The organism is Kribbella kalugense (assembly GCF_004365875.1).
GTDB lineage: Bacteria > Actinomycetota > Actinomycetes > Propionibacteriales > Kribbellaceae > Kribbella > Kribbella kalugense.
Genome location: NZ_SODF01000002.1, coordinates 953,930 through 970,703, shown reverse-complemented (window position 1 = coordinate 970,703; position 16,774 = coordinate 953,930). Strand labels below are relative to the sequence as shown.

18 protein-coding genes are annotated in these 16,774 nt (G+C 67.3%); 4 read left to right on the top strand and 14 right to left on the bottom strand.

Features of this window, described 5'->3' with window-relative positions; all coding sequences use genetic code 11:
* Nucleotides 1-39: 39 nt before the first annotated feature.
* From EV650_RS22315 to EV650_RS22300, 4 genes are read right to left on the bottom strand one after another with little or no spacing between them, the layout of a single operon-like run.
* Nucleotides 40-1,128, bottom strand: a complete 1,089-nt coding sequence (locus tag EV650_RS22315; RefSeq protein WP_134120976.1) for a DNA polymerase IV — start codon at nucleotides 1,126-1,128, stop codon at nucleotides 40-42.
* An 18-nt stretch (nucleotides 1,129-1,146) separates the two neighbouring features.
* The gene (locus EV650_RS22310; protein ID WP_134120975.1) at nucleotides 1,147-1,971 is read right to left on the bottom strand and encodes an ABC transporter permease; all 825 of its coding nucleotides are present in this window, start codon (nucleotides 1,969-1,971) and stop codon (nucleotides 1,147-1,149) included.
* Nucleotides 1,968-2,780, bottom strand: coding sequence for an ABC transporter permease (locus EV650_RS22305; RefSeq protein WP_134120974.1), 813 nt, complete (start codon nucleotides 2,778-2,780; stop codon nucleotides 1,968-1,970). The genes EV650_RS22310 and EV650_RS22305 overlap by 4 nt, the downstream gene beginning before the upstream one ends.
* Complete coding sequence (locus tag EV650_RS22300; protein ID WP_134120973.1) at nucleotides 2,777-3,799, bottom strand: ABC transporter ATP-binding protein; 1,023 nt, start codon at nucleotides 3,797-3,799, stop codon at nucleotides 2,777-2,779. The genes EV650_RS22305 and EV650_RS22300 overlap by 4 nt, the downstream gene beginning before the upstream one ends.
* 316 nt (nucleotides 3,800-4,115) lie before the next feature.
* On the opposite strand from EV650_RS22300, the gene EV650_RS22295 reads away from it, so the two are divergent.
* On the top strand, nucleotides 4,116-4,973 hold the full coding sequence (locus EV650_RS22295; protein ID WP_134120972.1) for an alpha/beta fold hydrolase: 858 nt from the start codon (nucleotides 4,116-4,118) through the stop codon (nucleotides 4,971-4,973).
* Here the strand turns inward: EV650_RS22295 and EV650_RS22290 are convergent.
* Nucleotides 4,942-5,415 (bottom strand): GNAT family N-acetyltransferase, encoded by a 474-nt coding sequence (locus tag EV650_RS22290; protein WP_134120971.1) that lies wholly within the window; start codon nucleotides 5,413-5,415, stop codon nucleotides 4,942-4,944. The genes EV650_RS22295 and EV650_RS22290 overlap by 32 nt on opposite strands.
* A gap of 33 nt (nucleotides 5,416-5,448) precedes the next feature.
* Between EV650_RS22290 and EV650_RS22285 the strand changes: the two genes are divergently transcribed.
* On the top strand, nucleotides 5,449-5,862 hold the full coding sequence (locus EV650_RS22285; protein WP_134120970.1) for a PaaI family thioesterase: 414 nt from the start codon (nucleotides 5,449-5,451) through the stop codon (nucleotides 5,860-5,862).
* Between the two features lie 19 nt (nucleotides 5,863-5,881).
* Here EV650_RS22285 and EV650_RS22280 read toward each other — a convergent pair whose 3' ends face one another.
* On the bottom strand, nucleotides 5,882-6,148 hold the full coding sequence (locus EV650_RS22280) for a TFIIB-type zinc ribbon-containing protein (protein WP_134120969.1): 267 nt from the start codon (nucleotides 6,146-6,148) through the stop codon (nucleotides 5,882-5,884).
* A 63-nt stretch (nucleotides 6,149-6,211) separates the two neighbouring features.
* Nucleotides 6,212-8,113, bottom strand: a complete 1,902-nt coding sequence (locus EV650_RS22275) for a penicillin-binding transpeptidase domain-containing protein (protein ID WP_134120968.1) — start codon at nucleotides 8,111-8,113, stop codon at nucleotides 6,212-6,214.
* 230 nt (nucleotides 8,114-8,343) lie between these two features.
* Here EV650_RS22275 and EV650_RS22270 point away from each other — a divergent pair, with 230 nt between their 5' ends.
* Nucleotides 8,344-8,673, top strand: coding sequence for an L-rhamnose mutarotase (locus tag EV650_RS22270; RefSeq protein WP_134120967.1), 330 nt, complete (start codon nucleotides 8,344-8,346; stop codon nucleotides 8,671-8,673).
* On the opposite strand, the gene EV650_RS22265 is transcribed toward EV650_RS22270, so the two are convergent.
* The 5 genes from EV650_RS22265 to EV650_RS22245 form a co-directional block, all read right to left on the bottom strand.
* Entirely contained in the window at nucleotides 8,670-9,365 is a 696-nt protein-coding gene (locus EV650_RS22265) for a pirin family protein (protein WP_134120966.1), read from the bottom strand. The two genes, EV650_RS22270 and EV650_RS22265, sit on opposite strands and share 4 nt — an antisense overlap.
* Nucleotides 9,366-9,370: 5 nt before the next feature.
* Complete coding sequence (locus tag EV650_RS22260; RefSeq protein WP_134120965.1) at nucleotides 9,371-9,874, bottom strand: DinB family protein; 504 nt, start codon at nucleotides 9,872-9,874, stop codon at nucleotides 9,371-9,373.
* Between the two features lie 91 nt (nucleotides 9,875-9,965).
* Nucleotides 9,966-11,396, bottom strand: coding sequence for a S1C family serine protease (locus EV650_RS22255; RefSeq protein ID WP_134120964.1), 1,431 nt, complete (start codon nucleotides 11,394-11,396; stop codon nucleotides 9,966-9,968).
* A 101-nt stretch (nucleotides 11,397-11,497) separates the two neighbouring features.
* Nucleotides 11,498-13,090, bottom strand: a complete 1,593-nt coding sequence (locus EV650_RS22250; protein WP_238174375.1) for a sensor histidine kinase — start codon at nucleotides 13,088-13,090, stop codon at nucleotides 11,498-11,500.
* Entirely contained in the window at nucleotides 13,087-13,779 is a 693-nt protein-coding gene (locus EV650_RS22245) for a response regulator transcription factor (protein WP_130442918.1), read from the bottom strand. Before EV650_RS22245 ends, EV650_RS22250 begins: the two co-directional genes overlap by 4 nt.
* Before the next feature lie 117 nt (nucleotides 13,780-13,896).
* Here EV650_RS22245 and EV650_RS22240 point away from each other — a divergent pair, with 117 nt between their 5' ends.
* Nucleotides 13,897-14,886, top strand: a complete 990-nt coding sequence (locus EV650_RS22240) for an acetamidase/formamidase family protein (RefSeq protein ID WP_134120963.1) — start codon at nucleotides 13,897-13,899, stop codon at nucleotides 14,884-14,886.
* Here EV650_RS22240 and EV650_RS22235 read toward each other — a convergent pair.
* Together EV650_RS22235 and EV650_RS22230 are read right to left on the bottom strand one after the other, a co-directional pair.
* The gene (locus tag EV650_RS22235) at nucleotides 14,879-15,853 is read right to left on the bottom strand and encodes a TIGR03560 family F420-dependent LLM class oxidoreductase (protein ID WP_134120962.1); all 975 of its coding nucleotides are present in this window, start codon (nucleotides 15,851-15,853) and stop codon (nucleotides 14,879-14,881) included. The two genes, EV650_RS22240 and EV650_RS22235, sit on opposite strands and share 8 nt — an antisense overlap.
* Nucleotides 15,850-16,749, bottom strand: coding sequence for a DMT family transporter (locus EV650_RS22230; protein ID WP_134120961.1), 900 nt, complete (start codon nucleotides 16,747-16,749; stop codon nucleotides 15,850-15,852). Before EV650_RS22230 ends, EV650_RS22235 begins: the two co-directional genes overlap by 4 nt.
* Nucleotides 16,750-16,774 lie beyond the last annotated feature (25 nt).

The following is a 16,774-nucleotide window of genomic DNA, read 5'->3' as shown; positions in this document are numbered from 1 at the left end:
GTTATCGGGTTAAAGTTATATATGACGTCTCTGCTGGAGCTATCGCGCGGGCTCGGGAGGGACGAACTCGACGCGGACGCCGATCAGGCGGATGGGGCGGCGGATCTCGAACTTCTTCAACAATTCAAGGGCTGTGGTGGAGATGACCTCTGGATCTTGGGTTGGGGTTTTTAGTTTTCGGCTTTTGATGGGGGTGTAGAAGCTGGTGAAGCGGAGTTTTACCCAGACGCGTTGGATGGTGCGGCCGTCGGCGACTACTTCGCGGGTGACCTCTTCGGCGATGCGGCGGAGTTCGCGTTCGATGTCGGGGAGTTCGACCAGGTCGGTGGGGAAGGTTTCTTCGTGGCTGCGGGAGACGGGTTCGCGGGGGACGTCGGTGACCTGGGTGTCGCCGAGGCCGCGGCCGAGGGCGGCGTACCAGGCGCCCATGTTGGGGCCGAAGCGTTTCTTCAGGGCGTCGACGTCGGCGGCGGTGAGGTCGGCGACGGTGGTGATGCCGAGTTCGTTGAGGTTCTTCTCCATCCGGCTGCCGATGCCCCAGAGATCGCGGATCGGGCGGTGGTTCATCACCTCGCGCCAGTTGGCGGCCGTGAGTCGGTAGACGCCGGCGGATGAGCCTTCACCGGCGCCGGTGAAAGGTTCGGCATGGGAGCGGGTGTGTTTGGCGAAGTTGGTGGCCAGCTTGGCCCGGGTTTTGTTGTCGCCGATGCCGACCGCGCAGGTCAGCTTGGTCTGAGACGCGACGGCGGCGCGGAGCGAGGCGGCGAGTGCCTCCGGGTCGTCTGTCTCGGCTCCGACGAAGCACTCGTCCCAGCCCCACACCTCGACCACGACCGGAAACCCGCGCAACACGTCCATGACCTCGACAGACGCCGCGTCGTACGCCGTCGGGTCCGTGGGCAGGAACACCGCCTGCGGGCACTTCTTGTACGCCGCCCGCACTGGCATCCCGGAATGTACGCCGTACTCCCGGGCCTCGTACGACGCCGTGGCGACCACCTGCCGTGGTTGGGTCGGATCCCCGGATCCGCCCACCACGACAGGCAGCCCACGCAGCTCAGGCCGCCGCCGGATCTCCACGGCCGCGATGAACTGATCCATGTCCACGTGCAGGACCCACCAGCTCATACCTCACAGATAACCACATCAGCTAGACGCGCTCGCGTACGTGAGCAATCCACGCCGCCACAACAAACGAACTAGGGTCATTGCCACCACCGCAAGCCCAGCGCCGAGCGCGACCCAGCCCCAGCCCAGATCGCCCGCCAGCGCCCGCACCGGGTACGTCGTCGCGAACGCCACCGGAAACGCGAACGTCAGGAACGCCCGTACCGCGACCGGAAAGAACACCAACGGGTACCGGCCGGCCTCGACCGCGCTCAGGTACACGACCCCGATCGGGCCCACCGACTGCAGCCAGAACGCCAGGAACGACATCGCCGACCACACCGCCGTCAGCAACACCAACCCGCAGCCGGCCAGTACGACGGCCTGCACCACCTGCCCGAAACCCGGCCGCAGATCCGACTGCACCAACCCGATCACGAGCACAACGATGCCGCTGGCAACGTTCGTCAGCTCTGCGATGTTGATCCACCGCAAGGTCAGGTAGAACTGGCTCGACACCGGCCGCAGCAGGACGACGTCCAGCTCACCCTCGGTGAGGTACGACGTCATCCGGTTCATGTTCGGCGCGACGAACGTCGCCATCAGCCCGGTGACGATCTGGTACACGCCGACCAGCGCGATCACCTCGGCCCGCGACCATCCGTGCACCTCCGACGTGAACCCGAACAGCAGCAGCGTCGGCACGATCCCCAACCCCAGCTGGACCAGACCGACGAGCAGCGTGGTCAGGAAATGCGCGCGGTAGTGCGTCTCCCGAACGACCGCCTGTGCAAAGAACCGCCGCCACAGCCGGAGATGCCGCCACTGCTTGTGCATCCAGTTCCGATCAAGCGGTGTGCTCATGCGCCCACCGCCGAGTACGCGCGGATCCCCGCCGACCACACGAGCCGGGCGATCACTCCGAGCACGACGACGTACCCGAGCTGGATCCCAAAGCCCGCCAGCAACTCGCGCCCGGTCAGCTGTCCCGCCACGATCTCGACCGGGAACGACACCGTGAACCGAAACGGCTGGTGATCAACGAAACCCCGCGACCACGTAGGCATCAACGCCAGCGGTACGACGGCTCCCGACAGCACACTCGAGATGATCACCCGCGCCTGCACCAACGCGCCGACGTCATCCATCCAGAACGCCAGCGCCGCGATCAGGATGTCGATCGTGAACACCAGCACCGCTCCAAGCACGATGCTGACCGCGAACAGCGCCCACCGGCCCGGCCCGGCCGGGATGTTCATCGAGTCGCGGAAGATCCACCAGACGATGCCGATCATCGGCACCAGCGCGAACAGCTTCAGGAACTTCTCCGACAGGTTGTTCGCCACGAAGCCGACCAGCAACGACGCCGGCCGCACCATCCAGCTCGACAACTTCCCCAGCCGGATGTCGTTGGCCAGGAACGCCGCCATCCAGGACGACGTCGCCATCGTGACGAACCCGAGCAGCACGAAGTACGTCGTGATGTAGCGCTCGTCGACTGGGAGCTGAGCGCCGTTCGAGAGCGCGGTCCGCCAGATCAGCAGCGAGATGATCGGCATGCAGATGTTGGCCAGCATGAAGATGATCCAGGCGCCGCGGTACACGGACTGCTGGGCGATCTCGGCCGCCGTCATCCGCCGTACGACGCGAAGGTTCCGGGCGACTGTGCTCATGAGGCGTCCCCCAGCGTGCTGCGGCGGAGGAACAGGTCGCGCATGATGTCCTCGACGTCCGCGTCCGCAACATCCAGGTCGACCAGCGGACCGAGCCGGGTGAGCTGCTCCATCACGAAACCGGCCCGCTCCCGATCGGCTTGGAGCTTGACCGTCTGGCCGGAGACCTCGACCGCGGTCACACCTTCCAGCCCTTCGAGCCGGGCGCCGTCGACCGGTGTCGCGTACGTCGCCCGCACCAGCTTGCGCGGTTGCGCCGTACGAACCAGATCATCCAGACCGCCGTCGAACTGCAGCCGGCCGTGGTCGATGATCATCACCCGCGAGCAGAGCGCCTCGATGTCGTCCATGTCGTGGCTGGTGATCAGGATCGTCGTACCGCGGCGCCGGTTCACGTCGGCGAGGAACGTCCGGACCCGGGCCTTCGCGACCACGTCGAGGCCGATCGTCGGCTCGTCGAGGAACAGGATCTCCGGGCCGTGGACGAGCGCCGCCATCAGCTCGAGCTTCATCCGTTCACCGAGTGAGGTCTTGCGGACCTGGACGTTCAGCAGGTGCTCGACCTCGAGCAACTCGGCCAGCTCGGCCACGTTGCGGTCGAACTCCGCTGTGGACAAGCCGTACATGTCCTTGTGCAGCAGGAGGCTCTCCATCGCCGGGACGTCCCACCAGAGCATGGTCTTCTGACCCATGACGAGCGCGATCCGGCGCAGGTAATCGTGCTTGCGATCCGAGGGCGTGTGGCCGAGAACCTCCAGGTCGCCGGAGGTCTTGTAGAGCAAGCCGGAGAGCATCTTCAGCGTGGTCGTCTTGCCGGCGCCGTTCGGGCCGAGCAGGCCGACTACTTCGCCGCGCTCAATGTCGAAGGTGACGCGGTCGACCGCGAGCCGGGTTTCGTACTTGCGTTTCACCAGGCTCTTCAGCGCCCCGCCGAGTCCGGCGCGCTGCTGGTGGAACGTGTAGGTCTTGGTCAGATCGTGTGCCGCGATGACAGGCGGCAAGGCGTGAGCAGATGTCACGGGCGATGCACCGCTTTCGAGAGAGTCGGTTGACTACGGACCGGGCAGCGTCACCGCGCACAACGCGCAGAGCACAGGCCGGTCACTCCGCCGTACGAGAACTACCGGGCGGCCCTCGAGGTCCGTCTCGGCTGCGCGATCCAGGACGATCGCGCCGGTTGACGCAAAATCAACCCTTATCTCGGCGAGGTGTAGGCATCGCTCCCTGTGGGTCCTTCCGACGTGCGGCTGCCACCGCTAACGGTATGCCGTCCCGGAAAGCGTCGTCCACCACGTTTCCTCGGCGTGTATGAGGTTCATATAATATGATTCCCGTATGAATGAGATCGAGCTCTCGGCCGGGACCTTGCAGTACGTCGACAGCGGTACCGACGGACCCGTGGTCGTGCTGCTGCACGGGCTGCTGATGGATGCCTCGCTCTGGGACGACGTGATCGCCGACCTGAGCACTGACCACCGCTGCATCGCGCCCACCCTGCCGCTCGGAGCACACCGGCGGCCGATGAGTCCGGATGCCGACTTGTCTCTGCCGGGGATCGCCGGCCTGGTCGCCGAGTTCCTCGACCGGCTCGATCTGCACGACGTCGTACTGGTCGGGAACGACACCGGCGGGGCCGTCGTACAGCTCGTACTGCGCGATGGTGCGAAGCGGGTGGGACGGGCTGTGCTGGCGTCGTGCGAGGCGTTCGACAACCTGCCGCCTGGACTGACGGGAAAGACGCTCGCGTTGTCCGGCAAGCTGTCGCCGGGGTTGTTCGGCGCGTTCATGCAGCAGTTGCGGGTCCGGGCTGTCCGTCGTACGCCGCTCGCTTTCGGGACACTGACGAAGCGCGGCGACGCGGTGACCGCCCGATGGATCAGGCCGGTGCTCGAGCAGCCCGAGATCCGTGCGGAGACGGTACGGATGCTCCGGGCTGTCTTCGCGGACCGCAATCTCTTGGTCGAGACCGCGCCGGAGCTCGCGCACTTCGACAAGCCTGCGCTGGTGGTCTGGGCGTCCGAGGACCGCGTGATGCCCCTCGACCACGGCCGTCGGCTCGCCGAACTGTTGCCCCAGGCCCAGTTCGCTGAGGTTGCGGACAGCTACACGCTTATGCCGCTGGACCAGCCGGCGGAGTTCGCCGGCTTGATCAGGGAGTTCGTCAGAGGTCGAGGCGCATCTGCTGAGAAATGACGGCGTACCCGAGCGAGTCGTACAACCCGACCGCGGTGGTGTTGTCCGCGAAGACGTTCAGGTCGATCTGGGTGTGGCCGAGGCGGCGGCACTCATCCTGGCCGGCGAGCATGATCGCCCGGCCGTACCCCTTGCCGCGCTGAGTGCTGTCCACCTCGATGCCGAAGATGAACGGGATCTTCGAGCGCAGGCTGATCCACAGGCTGCCGACCGGTTCGTCACCGGCCTCGGCGATCCAGATCAGGTGGTGTTCGGTGGCCGGCCCGTCCGGAAGCAGCCGCTCGGTCTCTTCGTATGCGAACTTCACCGCCTCGTCGGCATTCAGTCCTCGGACCGGACCGATGCCGGCCGCGAACGATGTCGCGGTCAGGTCCTTCCAGTCCGGGTACTCGGCGTCGGTAATGGGGCGGAGGACCACCGCAGGCGGGGTTGGCGTCGTCACATGCTGACGATAGCCGCCCGTTAGCCTAGCGGCATGGAGTTGACGCTCGAGGTGGCTCAGAAGCTGTTGGCCGCGCAGCCGTTCAGCGTGCTGGTCGGGGCCCGGGTGACCGCATTCGGTGACGGCGGCGCGACGCTGGAGGTCGACATCCGCGAGGATCTCCAGCAGCAGAACGGTTTCCTGCACGGCGGCGTACTCGCCTATGCAGCCGACAACGCCATCACGTTCGCCGGCGGTACGACGCTGGGCGCCGACGTACTCACCGGCGGGTTCACGATCAGCTACCTCCGCCCGGCCCGAGGCGCGACCCTCCGCGCCGAAGCGAAAGTCGCCCACTCGGGCAAACGCCAGGCCACCTGCACCTGCGAACTCACCACCACCGACGAAGCCGGCACAACCACCCTCTGCGCCATCGCCCAGGGCACCGTCATCGCCCTGACCCGATGACCACACACGTCCTCGTCAGTTAGTCGAAGAGGTCTTCGAGGAAGGACTTCTTCTTCTTTTTGTGCTGGTACTGGTTGTCGTAGCGGCGGTCGTCGTATTTCTTCTTCTCTTCGTACCGAGGCTGCTGCTGCGGGGCGTTGAAGCGAGCCTCGGCGTCCACCAAGCGCTCCAGCTCGCCCCGGTCGAGGAAGATCCCACGGCACTCGCCGCACTGGTCGACGGTGATCCCACTGCGTTCGTACGTACGCATTCCGCCGCGGCACTTAGGGCAAACCAAGCTCTCCATCCAGCAACCCTAAGTGACGATTTCGCCGTCACAGCGAGCTTTCAGCGAACTCTCAGCAAGTCCTCATTTGAAGCTGGCGAGGAAGGTCTTCAGGATCGGGCCGGCCGTGTGCGAGCCGGACGTGCCGCCCTCGACGATGACCGCGAACGCCACGTCGCCGCGGTAGCCGGCCATCCACGCGTTGGTGATGACCTTGCCGCCCGACACGACCTCGGCGGTACCGGTCTTGGCCGCGACCGCACCGCTGCCGGCCAGCACGCTTCCCGTACCGCTGGTGACCGTCGTCCGCATGAAGGTCCGCAGGTTCGCGACCGTTGCTGCGGGCAACGGTGAGGCGGCCGCACCGGCAGCGTCCTTGCCCGGTACGAGTACCGGCTTCATCGCCGTACCGTGGTCGACCGCGGCCGCGACCAGCGAGATCGCCAGCGGGCTCGCGGTGACCGTACCCTGGCCGATCATCGACGCGGCCTCGGCCACGTCGTCCTTCGGCGCCGGCACCTGACCGCCGTACGCCGAGATCGACAGGTTCAGGTCCCGGCCGATGCCGAACATCGCCGCGGTCTTGGTCATCGCGTCCTTCGGCAGCCGCGCGTGCTGCGAGATGAACGCCGTGTTGCAAGACTCGTTGAACGCCTTCTGCATCGTCCCCGCGCCGTACGCCGCCAGACCGTCGTAGTTCTTGAACGTCTTGCCGAACACGTTGATCGTGTTCGTGCACGGCAGCGGGGTCGCGGCGGTCTCACCACTGGCCAGCAGCGCCGCCGAGGTGACGATCTTGAACGTCGAGCCCGGTGCGTATTGGCCCTGGAAGGCGCGGTTGTACGCCGCGACCGTCGGACCGTTCGCCGCAGCCAGGATCTGGCCGGTCGACGCCTGTACCGCGACCAGCGACGCCTGCAGTTTGCTGGTCGCCAGCGCGGCCTCGGCGGCCTTCTGCATGTTCGTGTCCAGGGTGGTCTTCACCGGCTTGCCGGCGGTGCCCTTCTGGCTGAAGACGGTCTTGATCGTCAGCTTGGTCTTGCCGTCCCGCAGCGTGACCGTGCCGCCCGGCGTACCGGCGAGCTGCTGCTGGAACGCGTACTGCAGGCCCGTCGTACCGACCTGGTCCTGCGCGGACGCCTGTGTGCCCGCGTTCTTCAGGGTGTCCGCGGTCGCGGTCTTCATCGTGCCGATGATCGACCGGGCGAACGTCGCGTTCGGCGGCAGCGACTGGGTGCCACCCATGGTCAGCACGCCGGGGAGCTTGCTCATCGTCGGCCGGAGCGCTTCCCACTGCTCGGCCCGGATCGTGATCGCGTCCACGAACTGCCCGGCCGGCGCCGCCTTCGCCCGCGCGGCGAGCTTGGCACCGTCGACCTGCAGGTTCTTCGTGAATGCGGCGTACGTCGCCGGTGTCGCGGTGATGCCGGACGCGACTCCGACGATGACGACCGGCCGGTTCGCGGTGAGGGCGACGCCGTTGCGGTCGAGGATCGAGGCCCGGGCCGGAAGGGCGCGGACCCGCTTCAGATAGTTGGCGTCACCCAGGCCCGGGTAGATGGTGTCGCCGGAGGCCTTGATCTTCCAGGCGTCGCCGGTCTTCACGGCGGTCGCCGTACTGGTCCACTTCATCGCGCCGATGCCGCGGAGCTGCGCCTCGACGGCCAGCTCCTGCGTGCAGTTGTTGGCGTCGCTGCACTTCGGGTCGCCCTGTGGGCTCACTGTCACGGTGCTGGCGACCAGCGCGGTGTCGGTGTCGTCGAGCCGCTTGGCGAACACCGTCGGGTTGTCGGTGAGCGCTCCTGCGGCGTCAGGCTTCCCGTCCGGCGCCCACGCCTTCACCCAGGCGTCGGCGAACTGCTTGATGACGGCACCGGACGCCTTCTGCTCGTCGTTCCCGGATTTCCCGCTGCCGGACTTGCTGTCCGAACAACCCGCGGTGATCAGCAGACTACTCAGGCAGACGATCGCAGTGGTTCGCTTCACAATCCCAACTCTCGCACGACGACGGATGGACACCGGGCACAGTCTTCGGCGTGTGGCTACCTCACCACGAGGGCGAAACTACTCAACCCACCCAAGTACGACGCTCAGTCCCGCTCAGGAGTTGGCGCCAGAGGGAGCGTGAATCAGGGGCAAGAGTCTGCGCGAATCGGTCTGCACGGATGGTGGAACCGCGTTCCAGCCTCGTCGTACCCGGCGTATTCTGCACCCTTGTGACCCGCCTTGCTCTGCACAGCCGCCTGATTCCCGGCACCGAAGAGGCCTACGAGATCGAGCACGCTCGTGTCTGGCCGGAACTGATCACCGCGATGCACACCGCCGGCATCAGCGACTGGTCGATCTGGCGCAGCGGCCGCGACCTGTTCCACCTGGTCGTGTCCGACGACTTCGAGGCCGCGGTCGCCTACCTGCGCGACGACCCGACCGACCAGCGCTGGCAGCAACACATGAGCCAGTTCGTCGAAGGCTTCGCCCAAAACCCCGAAGGCGTAGCCGGCCAGTCCCTACGCCACGTCTGGACCATGAGCGAGCAGGCCGACTAGTACATCTCCCAGACGAGCACCTCGGCGCCACCCGGCCCGGCGGTGAGACGCCCGCCTGAGTCGCTCATTCGCACAGCGTCCGCGGTGCCCAGCTCACCGGCGCCCTCGAGCTCGGCCGTACCGCTCGCCACGAACAGATGCAGGTACGGCGCTGCCGGCAGCTCGACCGCCTGCGCCGGCATGAGTCGCGCGACCGACATCCCGGCCTGGGGCTGGTTGAGGTGGATCGCCGTACTCGAGGCGTGCTTGGCCAGCCCCGACACGACGGGGATCAGCTCACCCGTGGTCAGGTCCAACTCCGCCTGCTCGTAGGACGGCGGCAGATCGAACGCCTCCGGCCGCACCCACATCTGGACGTAGTGCACCGGTTCGCCGCCGTCGTTCCACTCCGAGTGCTGGATCCCGGAGCCGGCACTCATCCGCTGGGCCAGGCCCGGGTAGACCAGGCCGCTGTTCCCTTCCGAATCACGGTGCGCCAGCGCACCCCGCAGTACCCAGGTGACGATCTCCAGGTCCTGATGTGGATGCGTCTCAAACCCGGTGCCAGGAGCAACCGTCTCGTCGTTGTGCGCCACCAACAACCCGAACCCGACATTCGCCGGGTCGTAGTCCGCCCCGAACGAAAACGAATGCCACGACTCCAGCCACCCACTCGCAGTCCGGAACCGCTCACCTGCCCGCCGGATCTCCATGAGATCTAGTAATACCCGGTCTCACCGTCGAGCAGCTCGCGCATGGTGTCGAGCTGCCCGACGTGCCGCGCGGTTTCCTCGACCATGTGGATCAGAATCCATCGCAACGTCGGCTGGAACTCGGGGTCCTCTCCGACGTCGTCCAGCGCGTGGGCGGCGGTGATCTCGTTCGAGTCCGCCCACTGCGCGTCGAACTCGTCCAGCAGCCGTGCCAGCGGTACGCCGTCCACCCGCCAGTCGGCGCTGCTCGGCTCCTTCTGGAAGACCGGGTTGTCCGCCGGCTCGTCGAGGAAGACGGCGTGGAACCAGAGATGCTCGTTCCACCGCAGGTGCGACACCAGCCCAGCCGGGGTCATCAGCGGCGACGTGGGGAATACGGACCGATGCTCGTCGGCGGACGCCAGCCCTTCGAGTTTCCGGCGTACCAGCATCCGTTGCAGGTCGAGCCAGCCGATCAACTGCGTCCGCTCGTCCGCCGCGATGGGCGGCCGCGCCGCGTAGAGATCCATGCCCGGAACCTAGCCCAGCCGTCGGGCCACAGACAAAGGGGACTGCGCCGCTCGGTGGGCGGCGCAGTCCCGGTTTGGGGTAGACGCTTGGTCAGCCGGTGGGGTTCCCGTTGTCGGAGCCCAGGGTGGCGTCGATGGTCTGGGACTTGCCGCTGCGGGTGACGGTGAGTTTCACCTGGTCGCCCGGGCGGTGCGAACGGACTGCGGCGACCAACGCGTCCCCTGACGCGATCGCCTTGCCGTCCACAGCGGTGACCACATCACCTGACTGCAGACCGGCTTTGTCCGCCGCACCGCCGGACGTGACCTCGCCTAGGCGTGCTCCGTTGGTGAGCCCGTCGGAGGACTGCGCGTCGCCGACCGTCACACCGAGCCGCGCATGCGTGGCCTTGCCCTTGGCCACCAGCTCGTCGATGATCGGCTTGGCCTGGTCGATCGGGATAGCGAAGCCCAGGCCGATGTTGCCGCCCTCGGATTGTCCCGATCCGCCGGCGGTTTTGATCGCGCTGTTGATACCGACCACCTGGCCGGCGAGGTCGATCAGGGCGCCGCCGGAGTTCCCCGGATTGATCGCGGCGTCCGTCTGGATTGCTGGGAAGACCGTCGTACTGTCCTGCTGCTCGTCGCCGGACGTCACCGGGCGGTTCAGCGCCGAGACGATTCCGCTGGTCACGGTCGCCTCCAGGCCGAACGGCGAGCCGATCGCGACCACGCCCTGCCCGACCGCGAGCTTCCCACTCTGGCCGAGTGAGGCCGGGGTCAGGTCGGTCGCGTTGGCGTGGATCACGGCGAGGTCGGTGAGTGGGTCGGTGCCCTTGACCGTGGCTGTTACGGTCCGGCCGTCGTTCAGCATCACGCTGATCGACGCGCCCTGCCCGGCGCCGGTGACCACGTGGTTGTTGGTGACGATCAGGCCGTCCTTGCTGATCACGATGCCGGACCCGGTCGCCGCGCCCTGCGACGTCGCGACCGCGATCTTGACGACGCTCGGCAGCACCTTCGCCGCGGCGGCCTGCACCGAGCCGTCCGGCGCCGAGGCGGGAGCCGCCTGGTTGCCGTTCAGCGGTGCGGTCACCGACGGGGTGTTCGTGCTGTGGTCGTTGGTGGCCGAGTAGACCGCCGCGCCGCCGACGCCACCCGCGGTGCCGACCAGCAGCGCCACCAGCGCCACCACTGCCAGCCCTGCACGCCGCTTCGGCTTCTCCTTGGTCGCTGTAGCCCCAGTGGGCGGCTGCGGGCCGAAGGGCCAGTTCGGGCCCGGAGACGTCCCCTGATGCGTCCCCGGCCCGAACTGCGGGTAAGTACCACCACCTGAGGGGTACTGCCCTTGCCGCCCCGAGTCCTGCCCGTGCTGCCCACCCGGCTGACCACCCTGCGGCGCGAACTGCTGCTGCTGATGCTGCCCATACATCGGCAACTGCTGCGTCCGCTCCGGCCCCTGTGAACCCAGCGGGTTCTGCGGACCCTGGGGGTTCTGGCCGGGCTGGTTCTGCGGCTGCTGCGGCGGCTGGTTCTCGGTCATGGCAGGTACTTTGTCCGCCGGACCTGAGAGGGCCCTGAAGATCCGCTCGGAGTGACCGAAGAACTCCGTGAAGATCCCCTGAAGGACCTGTCAGGTCGCTGTCAACGGGTCTGCGTGGCGGCGTGGGGGAGCCAGAGGGTGAACTGGGCTCCTGCGCCGGGGACGTTGCGGGCGTAGATCATGCCGCCGTGCTGCTCGGCCGCGTGCTTGACGATGGCCAGCCCCAGGCCCGATCCAGGACGGCTGCGGGCCTCGCTGGAGCGGTAGAAGCGCTCGAAGACATGTGGCAGGTCGGCCTCAGCTATGCCGGGGCCGGAGTCTGTGACCGTGAGTACGCCGTCCAGCAGACGTACTGTCACGTGCCCTACCGGCTGTCCGTCGCTGCGCTGCTCCGCGCCCTCAGGGACGCTGTACTTCGCCGCGTTGTCGAGCAGGTTGGTGACGGCACGCCCGAGGAGGCGCTCGTCACCCCAGACCGGGAACGGCGTGATCTGGACGTCCCACTCCAGTCCGGGTGCGCGGCGGCGTACCTTCATCACCGCGTCCTCAACGAGGTTGGAGACCTCGATGAGCTCGGCGTTGCGCACCTGCGGGGTGTCGCGGGCCAGCTCTGTCAGGTCACCGATCAGCGTGGTCAGCTCGTCCATCTGCGCGCGTACGTCGTCCAGTAGCTGCTGACGGTCCTCAGGCCGCAGTCCGCCGCGTTTGTCCGCCTGGGCGAGCAAATCGAGGTTGGTACGGACGCTGGTGAGCGGAGTCCGCAGCTCGTGCCCGGCGTCACCTACGAGCCGGCGCTGCCGGTCGCGGGACTGTGCGAGGGCTCCAAGCATCGCGTTGAATGCCACGGCCAGGCGGGAGATCTCGTCCGTGCCGCCTACCGGGATCGGTTTCAGGTCCTCGGTCCGCGCGACGTGCTCAGCTGCACCGGTCAGCCGCGCCAACGGGCGCAGACCGGATCGCGCAACCGCGTTGCCGGCCAACGCGGCACCGATGACACCGATCAGCCCGAACGCCCACAGCACTACGCCCAGGTTGTGAAGCGTCTCGTCGATCGGTCCCAGCGACTGAGCCACGACCAAAGCCCCGGGCTGCAGGTAGTTCTCCGGTTCTGCCTGACAGGCCCGGCTCAGTGTCGCCGGACAGTAGCTCGCGGGGACAGCGACCACGCGGAAGTGCGAGCCGCCGTTGCGTACGCCGACAGTCCGCAGGTTTGCCTCGTTGCCCTGCTCTCGCGCTACCTGGAGCTCGTCCTGGCCCATCGGCGGCAGCAGGCTGTTCGGCGGCCCGAACTGCTGCCCGTCCGCACTGATCACGCCCACGCGGATGTCACTCAGACCGAGAGCGTCGGAGGGAACACCCTGCAGGATCGTGAGGTCGGTCAGCACGCCCTTCTTCGCCGCCGAGGCAGCGCGCTCGGTGAGGCTGTTGTCGAGGTTCTGGTACATCTGCTGCCGCACAGTCATGTACGCCGCGATGCTCACGATCGCCACTGCCAGACCGACCGCGACCGCGGCGAGCAGCGTCACGCGGGCATGCAGGCTGAGCTTGTGGAGGGATTCGTTCCACCAGCTCTGGGTGCGGGCAGCAGTCGCCGCCACCCGGTTTCCGTTGCTCTTGACAACAGGTTCTGCGGGTTGTTGCGGTTGCGGTCGTCCGGCGTACGACGGGAAGCCGTCGGGGTGTTGCTCGCTCACGGTGGGGTGTCTCTCAGCACGTACCCGATGCCGCGGACGGTGTGGATCAGGCGCGGCAGACCGTTGACCTCGGTCTTGCGGCGCAGGTAGCCGATGTAGACCTCGAGCGAGTTCGCCGTCGTCGGGAAGTCGTAGCCCCAGACCGCGTCCAGGATGACCGCGCGCTCGAGCACGCGGCGCGGGTTGCGGATGAGCAGCTCGAGCAGCGAGAACTCGGTCCGGGTGAGTTGCATCGCGACGTCTCCCCGGTGCACCTCGTGCGCGTCCACGTCAACCACGAGGTCGGCGTACTGCAGCACCTCGCCGCGCTGGCCGCCCTCGCCAGGCGTCGTACTGCGGCGCAGGAGCGCGCGGAGCCGGGCCAGCAGCTCCTCCAGCGCGAACGGCTTGGTCAGGTAGTCGTCGCCGCCGGCGTCGAGGCCGTCCACCCGGTCCGCGACCGCGTCCCGCGCGGTCAGCACCAGGATCGGCACATTGTTGCCCGCAGCCCGCAAGGCCTTGGTGGTCTCGAGCCCGTCCAGCCGCGGCATCATCACGTCCATCACCACGACGTCCGGCTCGACGTTGCCGATCACCGCGAGCGCCTCGGCGCCGTCGGACGCGGTCACCACCTCGAAGTCGTTGAACTCCAGCGAACGGCGCAGCGAGTCCCGGACCGCCCGGTCGTCGTCCACCACCAGTACCCGCATCGTCTGCCCCGCTCCGCTCGAAGTTCCGCAACCGAGAGTAAGTCGCTTCTGTGAGAATCGCCTGAGAACCCGCTGATCGCTCGCACAACACCTCCTGCACACCTTAAGTTGCAGTTCGTGGACGTCCTCGAATTCACCCCGGAACCCGCCGATCTCGCCTGGACCTTCGGTGGTGTCCCACCGGTACGCCGGGTCAAGCCAGGGACCCTGCTGCGGCTGTGGACCGAGGACGCGTTCGTCGGCAGCCTCCGCAGTACGACGGACCTGGCGAGCGCCTCGCTGACGATGCCGTTCGTCAACCCGCAGACCGGGCCGTTCTACGTGGAGGGCGCCGAGCCGGGGGACACCCTGGTGCTGCACTTCGTCGAGCTGACGCCTGCCCGGAGCTGGGGCGCCTCGGCGACCATCCCGTTCTTCGGTGGACTCACCAGCACCGACCGGACCGCCACGCTGCAGGACCCGCTGCCGGAGCGGACCTGGATCTACGAGGTGGACACCGCTCGGCAGACCGTCGGATTCCAGGCACAGGGCAGCGACCTGGAGGTCGCCCTGCCGCTGGAGCCGATGCTGGGCACGGTCGGGGTCGCGCCGGCCGCAGGTGAGGTCCGGTCAGCGCTGGTGCCGGATGTGTTCGGCGGCAACATGGACACGCCAGAGATGCGCGCTGGTACGACGTGCTACCTCAGGGTCAACGTCGAGGGCGCATTGTTCTCGGTCGGCGACGGTCACTACCGCCAGGGCGAAGGTGAGTCCTGCGGGACCGCGGTCGAGGGCGCGATGAACGTAGTACTGATCGTCGACCTGCTCAAGACGCCCGGACCGGTTTGGCCGCGGCTGGAGAACGACGACTACCTGGCTGTCGTCGGGTCCAGCCGACCGCTCGAAGACGCGTGGCGAGCCGGCCAGGTCGACATGGTCAACTGGCTCGGCTCGCTCTACGGCCTGGACAAGCTGGACGCGTACCAGCTGCTCAGCCAGATCAGCGAGGTCCCACTGGCCAACGTGGTCGACGCCAACTACAGCGTGGTCACCAAGATCCCGAAGCGGCTACTCCCACCGGTCACGGCGTACGACGGGATCCACCAGCACCTGCGATCAATCAGCTGAACTGCCGTACGACGTCCTCCGCGAACCGCTGCATCGGCTCGTGGTCGTACGCGACCCCGGGGATGTAAGAGATCACGTAGTCGACCCCGGCCTCGGCCAGCTGCTCCACGTGCTCGCTGAGCTCCTTCGTCGTGATGACGTCCGCCTGCACGTGGGACGTCCCGCCGGAGCCGATGTCCCTGAACTCATCCAGGCTGTACCGCCCGCGTGCCTTGGCAGTCGCAGTCTCCGGATCAGCACCGGCCTCGATCGGGAACACGTTCAGGCTGGTCGATTTGGTGATCTCGTCGTAGTCGCGGCCGACCTCCTCGCAATGCTGACGGAGGATGTCGAGCTTCCGTTTGATCACGTCGACACGCCCGGTGCCGAAGTTGCAGGCGTCGCCGTACTTTGCAACTAGTCGCAATGTGACGCGTTCACCGCCGCCACCGATCCAGAGCTTCGGCTTGCGACGCGGCTCGACGAACGGCTTGTCGACCGAGTGGTACTTCCCGTTGAACACCACGTCGTCCTCGGTCCACAACCGGTGGAGCAGCTCGACAGACTCGGCGAACGAACCCATCCGCTCCCGCTGACTCGCCCAGGGGTAGCCGTAGGCCTTCCACTCGGTCTCCGACCAGCCGGCTCCAATCCCGGCGTACACGCGCCCGTGGCTGGCCACGTCCACCGTGGCGGCCATCTTGGCGAGCAGTGCCGGGTTGCGGTACCCGTTGCAGCCGACCAGCTGGCCGAGCTTGACCCGCGACGTGTCACGAGCCAGAGCGGCCGTCGTCGTCCACACCTCGAAGACAGTCGACCGGACCTCCTCAGGCACCGTGTGGAAGTGGTCGAACAGCCAGATCGAATCCCACGGCCCTGCGTCGGCTGCCTTGGCCACGGCGGTCATGGCCTCCCACTGCTCGACAGGGTCGGCGAGCTCGACCAGATCCATCCGCCAGCCCTGCGGTACGAACACTCCGAATTTCATGCGGTCCTCCGAGAGATTGCTACTCCGATCAAGCACAGCGCCCCGCCGGCCAACGCAAGGACGGCAGGGGTCTCACCTAGGAACAGCCAGCCGAGCGCGATCGCGATAACCGGCACGGCGTACACCGTCACGCCCATCCGGCCCGCGCTGGTACGCCGGAGTGCAAAGGCCCACGTGGTGAAGCCAAGAGCGGTGGGGAACGCGGCCAGGTACACGACCCACCAGATGGTCGCCGCGTCCGCAGTACGGAGCTCCTCGACCAGCGTGGGCGCGAAGGGGAGGCAAACGACCGCACCGATCGTGCAGGCGAGCCAGGTGACCTCAGCGGCAGGCAGCCGGCTCAGCAGTGGCTTCTGCGTGACCACGCCGACGGCGTACGAGATCGCGGCGATGATGCAGAGGACGACGCCCCAGGTCTCGGCGCGTCCGCTGGAGGTCGACGTACCGATCACGACGATGCCGGCGAACGCGACCAGGCTGCCGATCACCAGTTGCCGCGGGAAGCCCTCGCCGAGGCCGAGGCCCGCGAGTACGGCGATAAGGAGCGGGGCGATGTGGACGAGCATGGCCGACGTACCGGCGTCGAGACGACGCTCGGCCTCGTTGAGGGTCAGGTTGTAGACGCCGAACCAGAGCACGCCGCACGCGATCAGCGGAAGCCAGTCCCGCCGGGCGGGCCATCGGCGTACGGTCGCTGCCGGCCGCGGACGGGTGAAGAGGAGGGCGCCGAGGAAGATGCTGCCCAGCCCGAGCCGGGCCAGCGACAGGGCGCCTGCGGAGATCTCGGTGCCGACGTGGCGGATTGCGACGAACGACGAGGCCCACAGGACGACCGTGATCGCGGCGGCGCCGGTGGCGAGGCCGGTTCGGGGCGGAGCTTCTGCGAGGGTTGTCACGGTCACTACAGTAGGAACGGAGTCT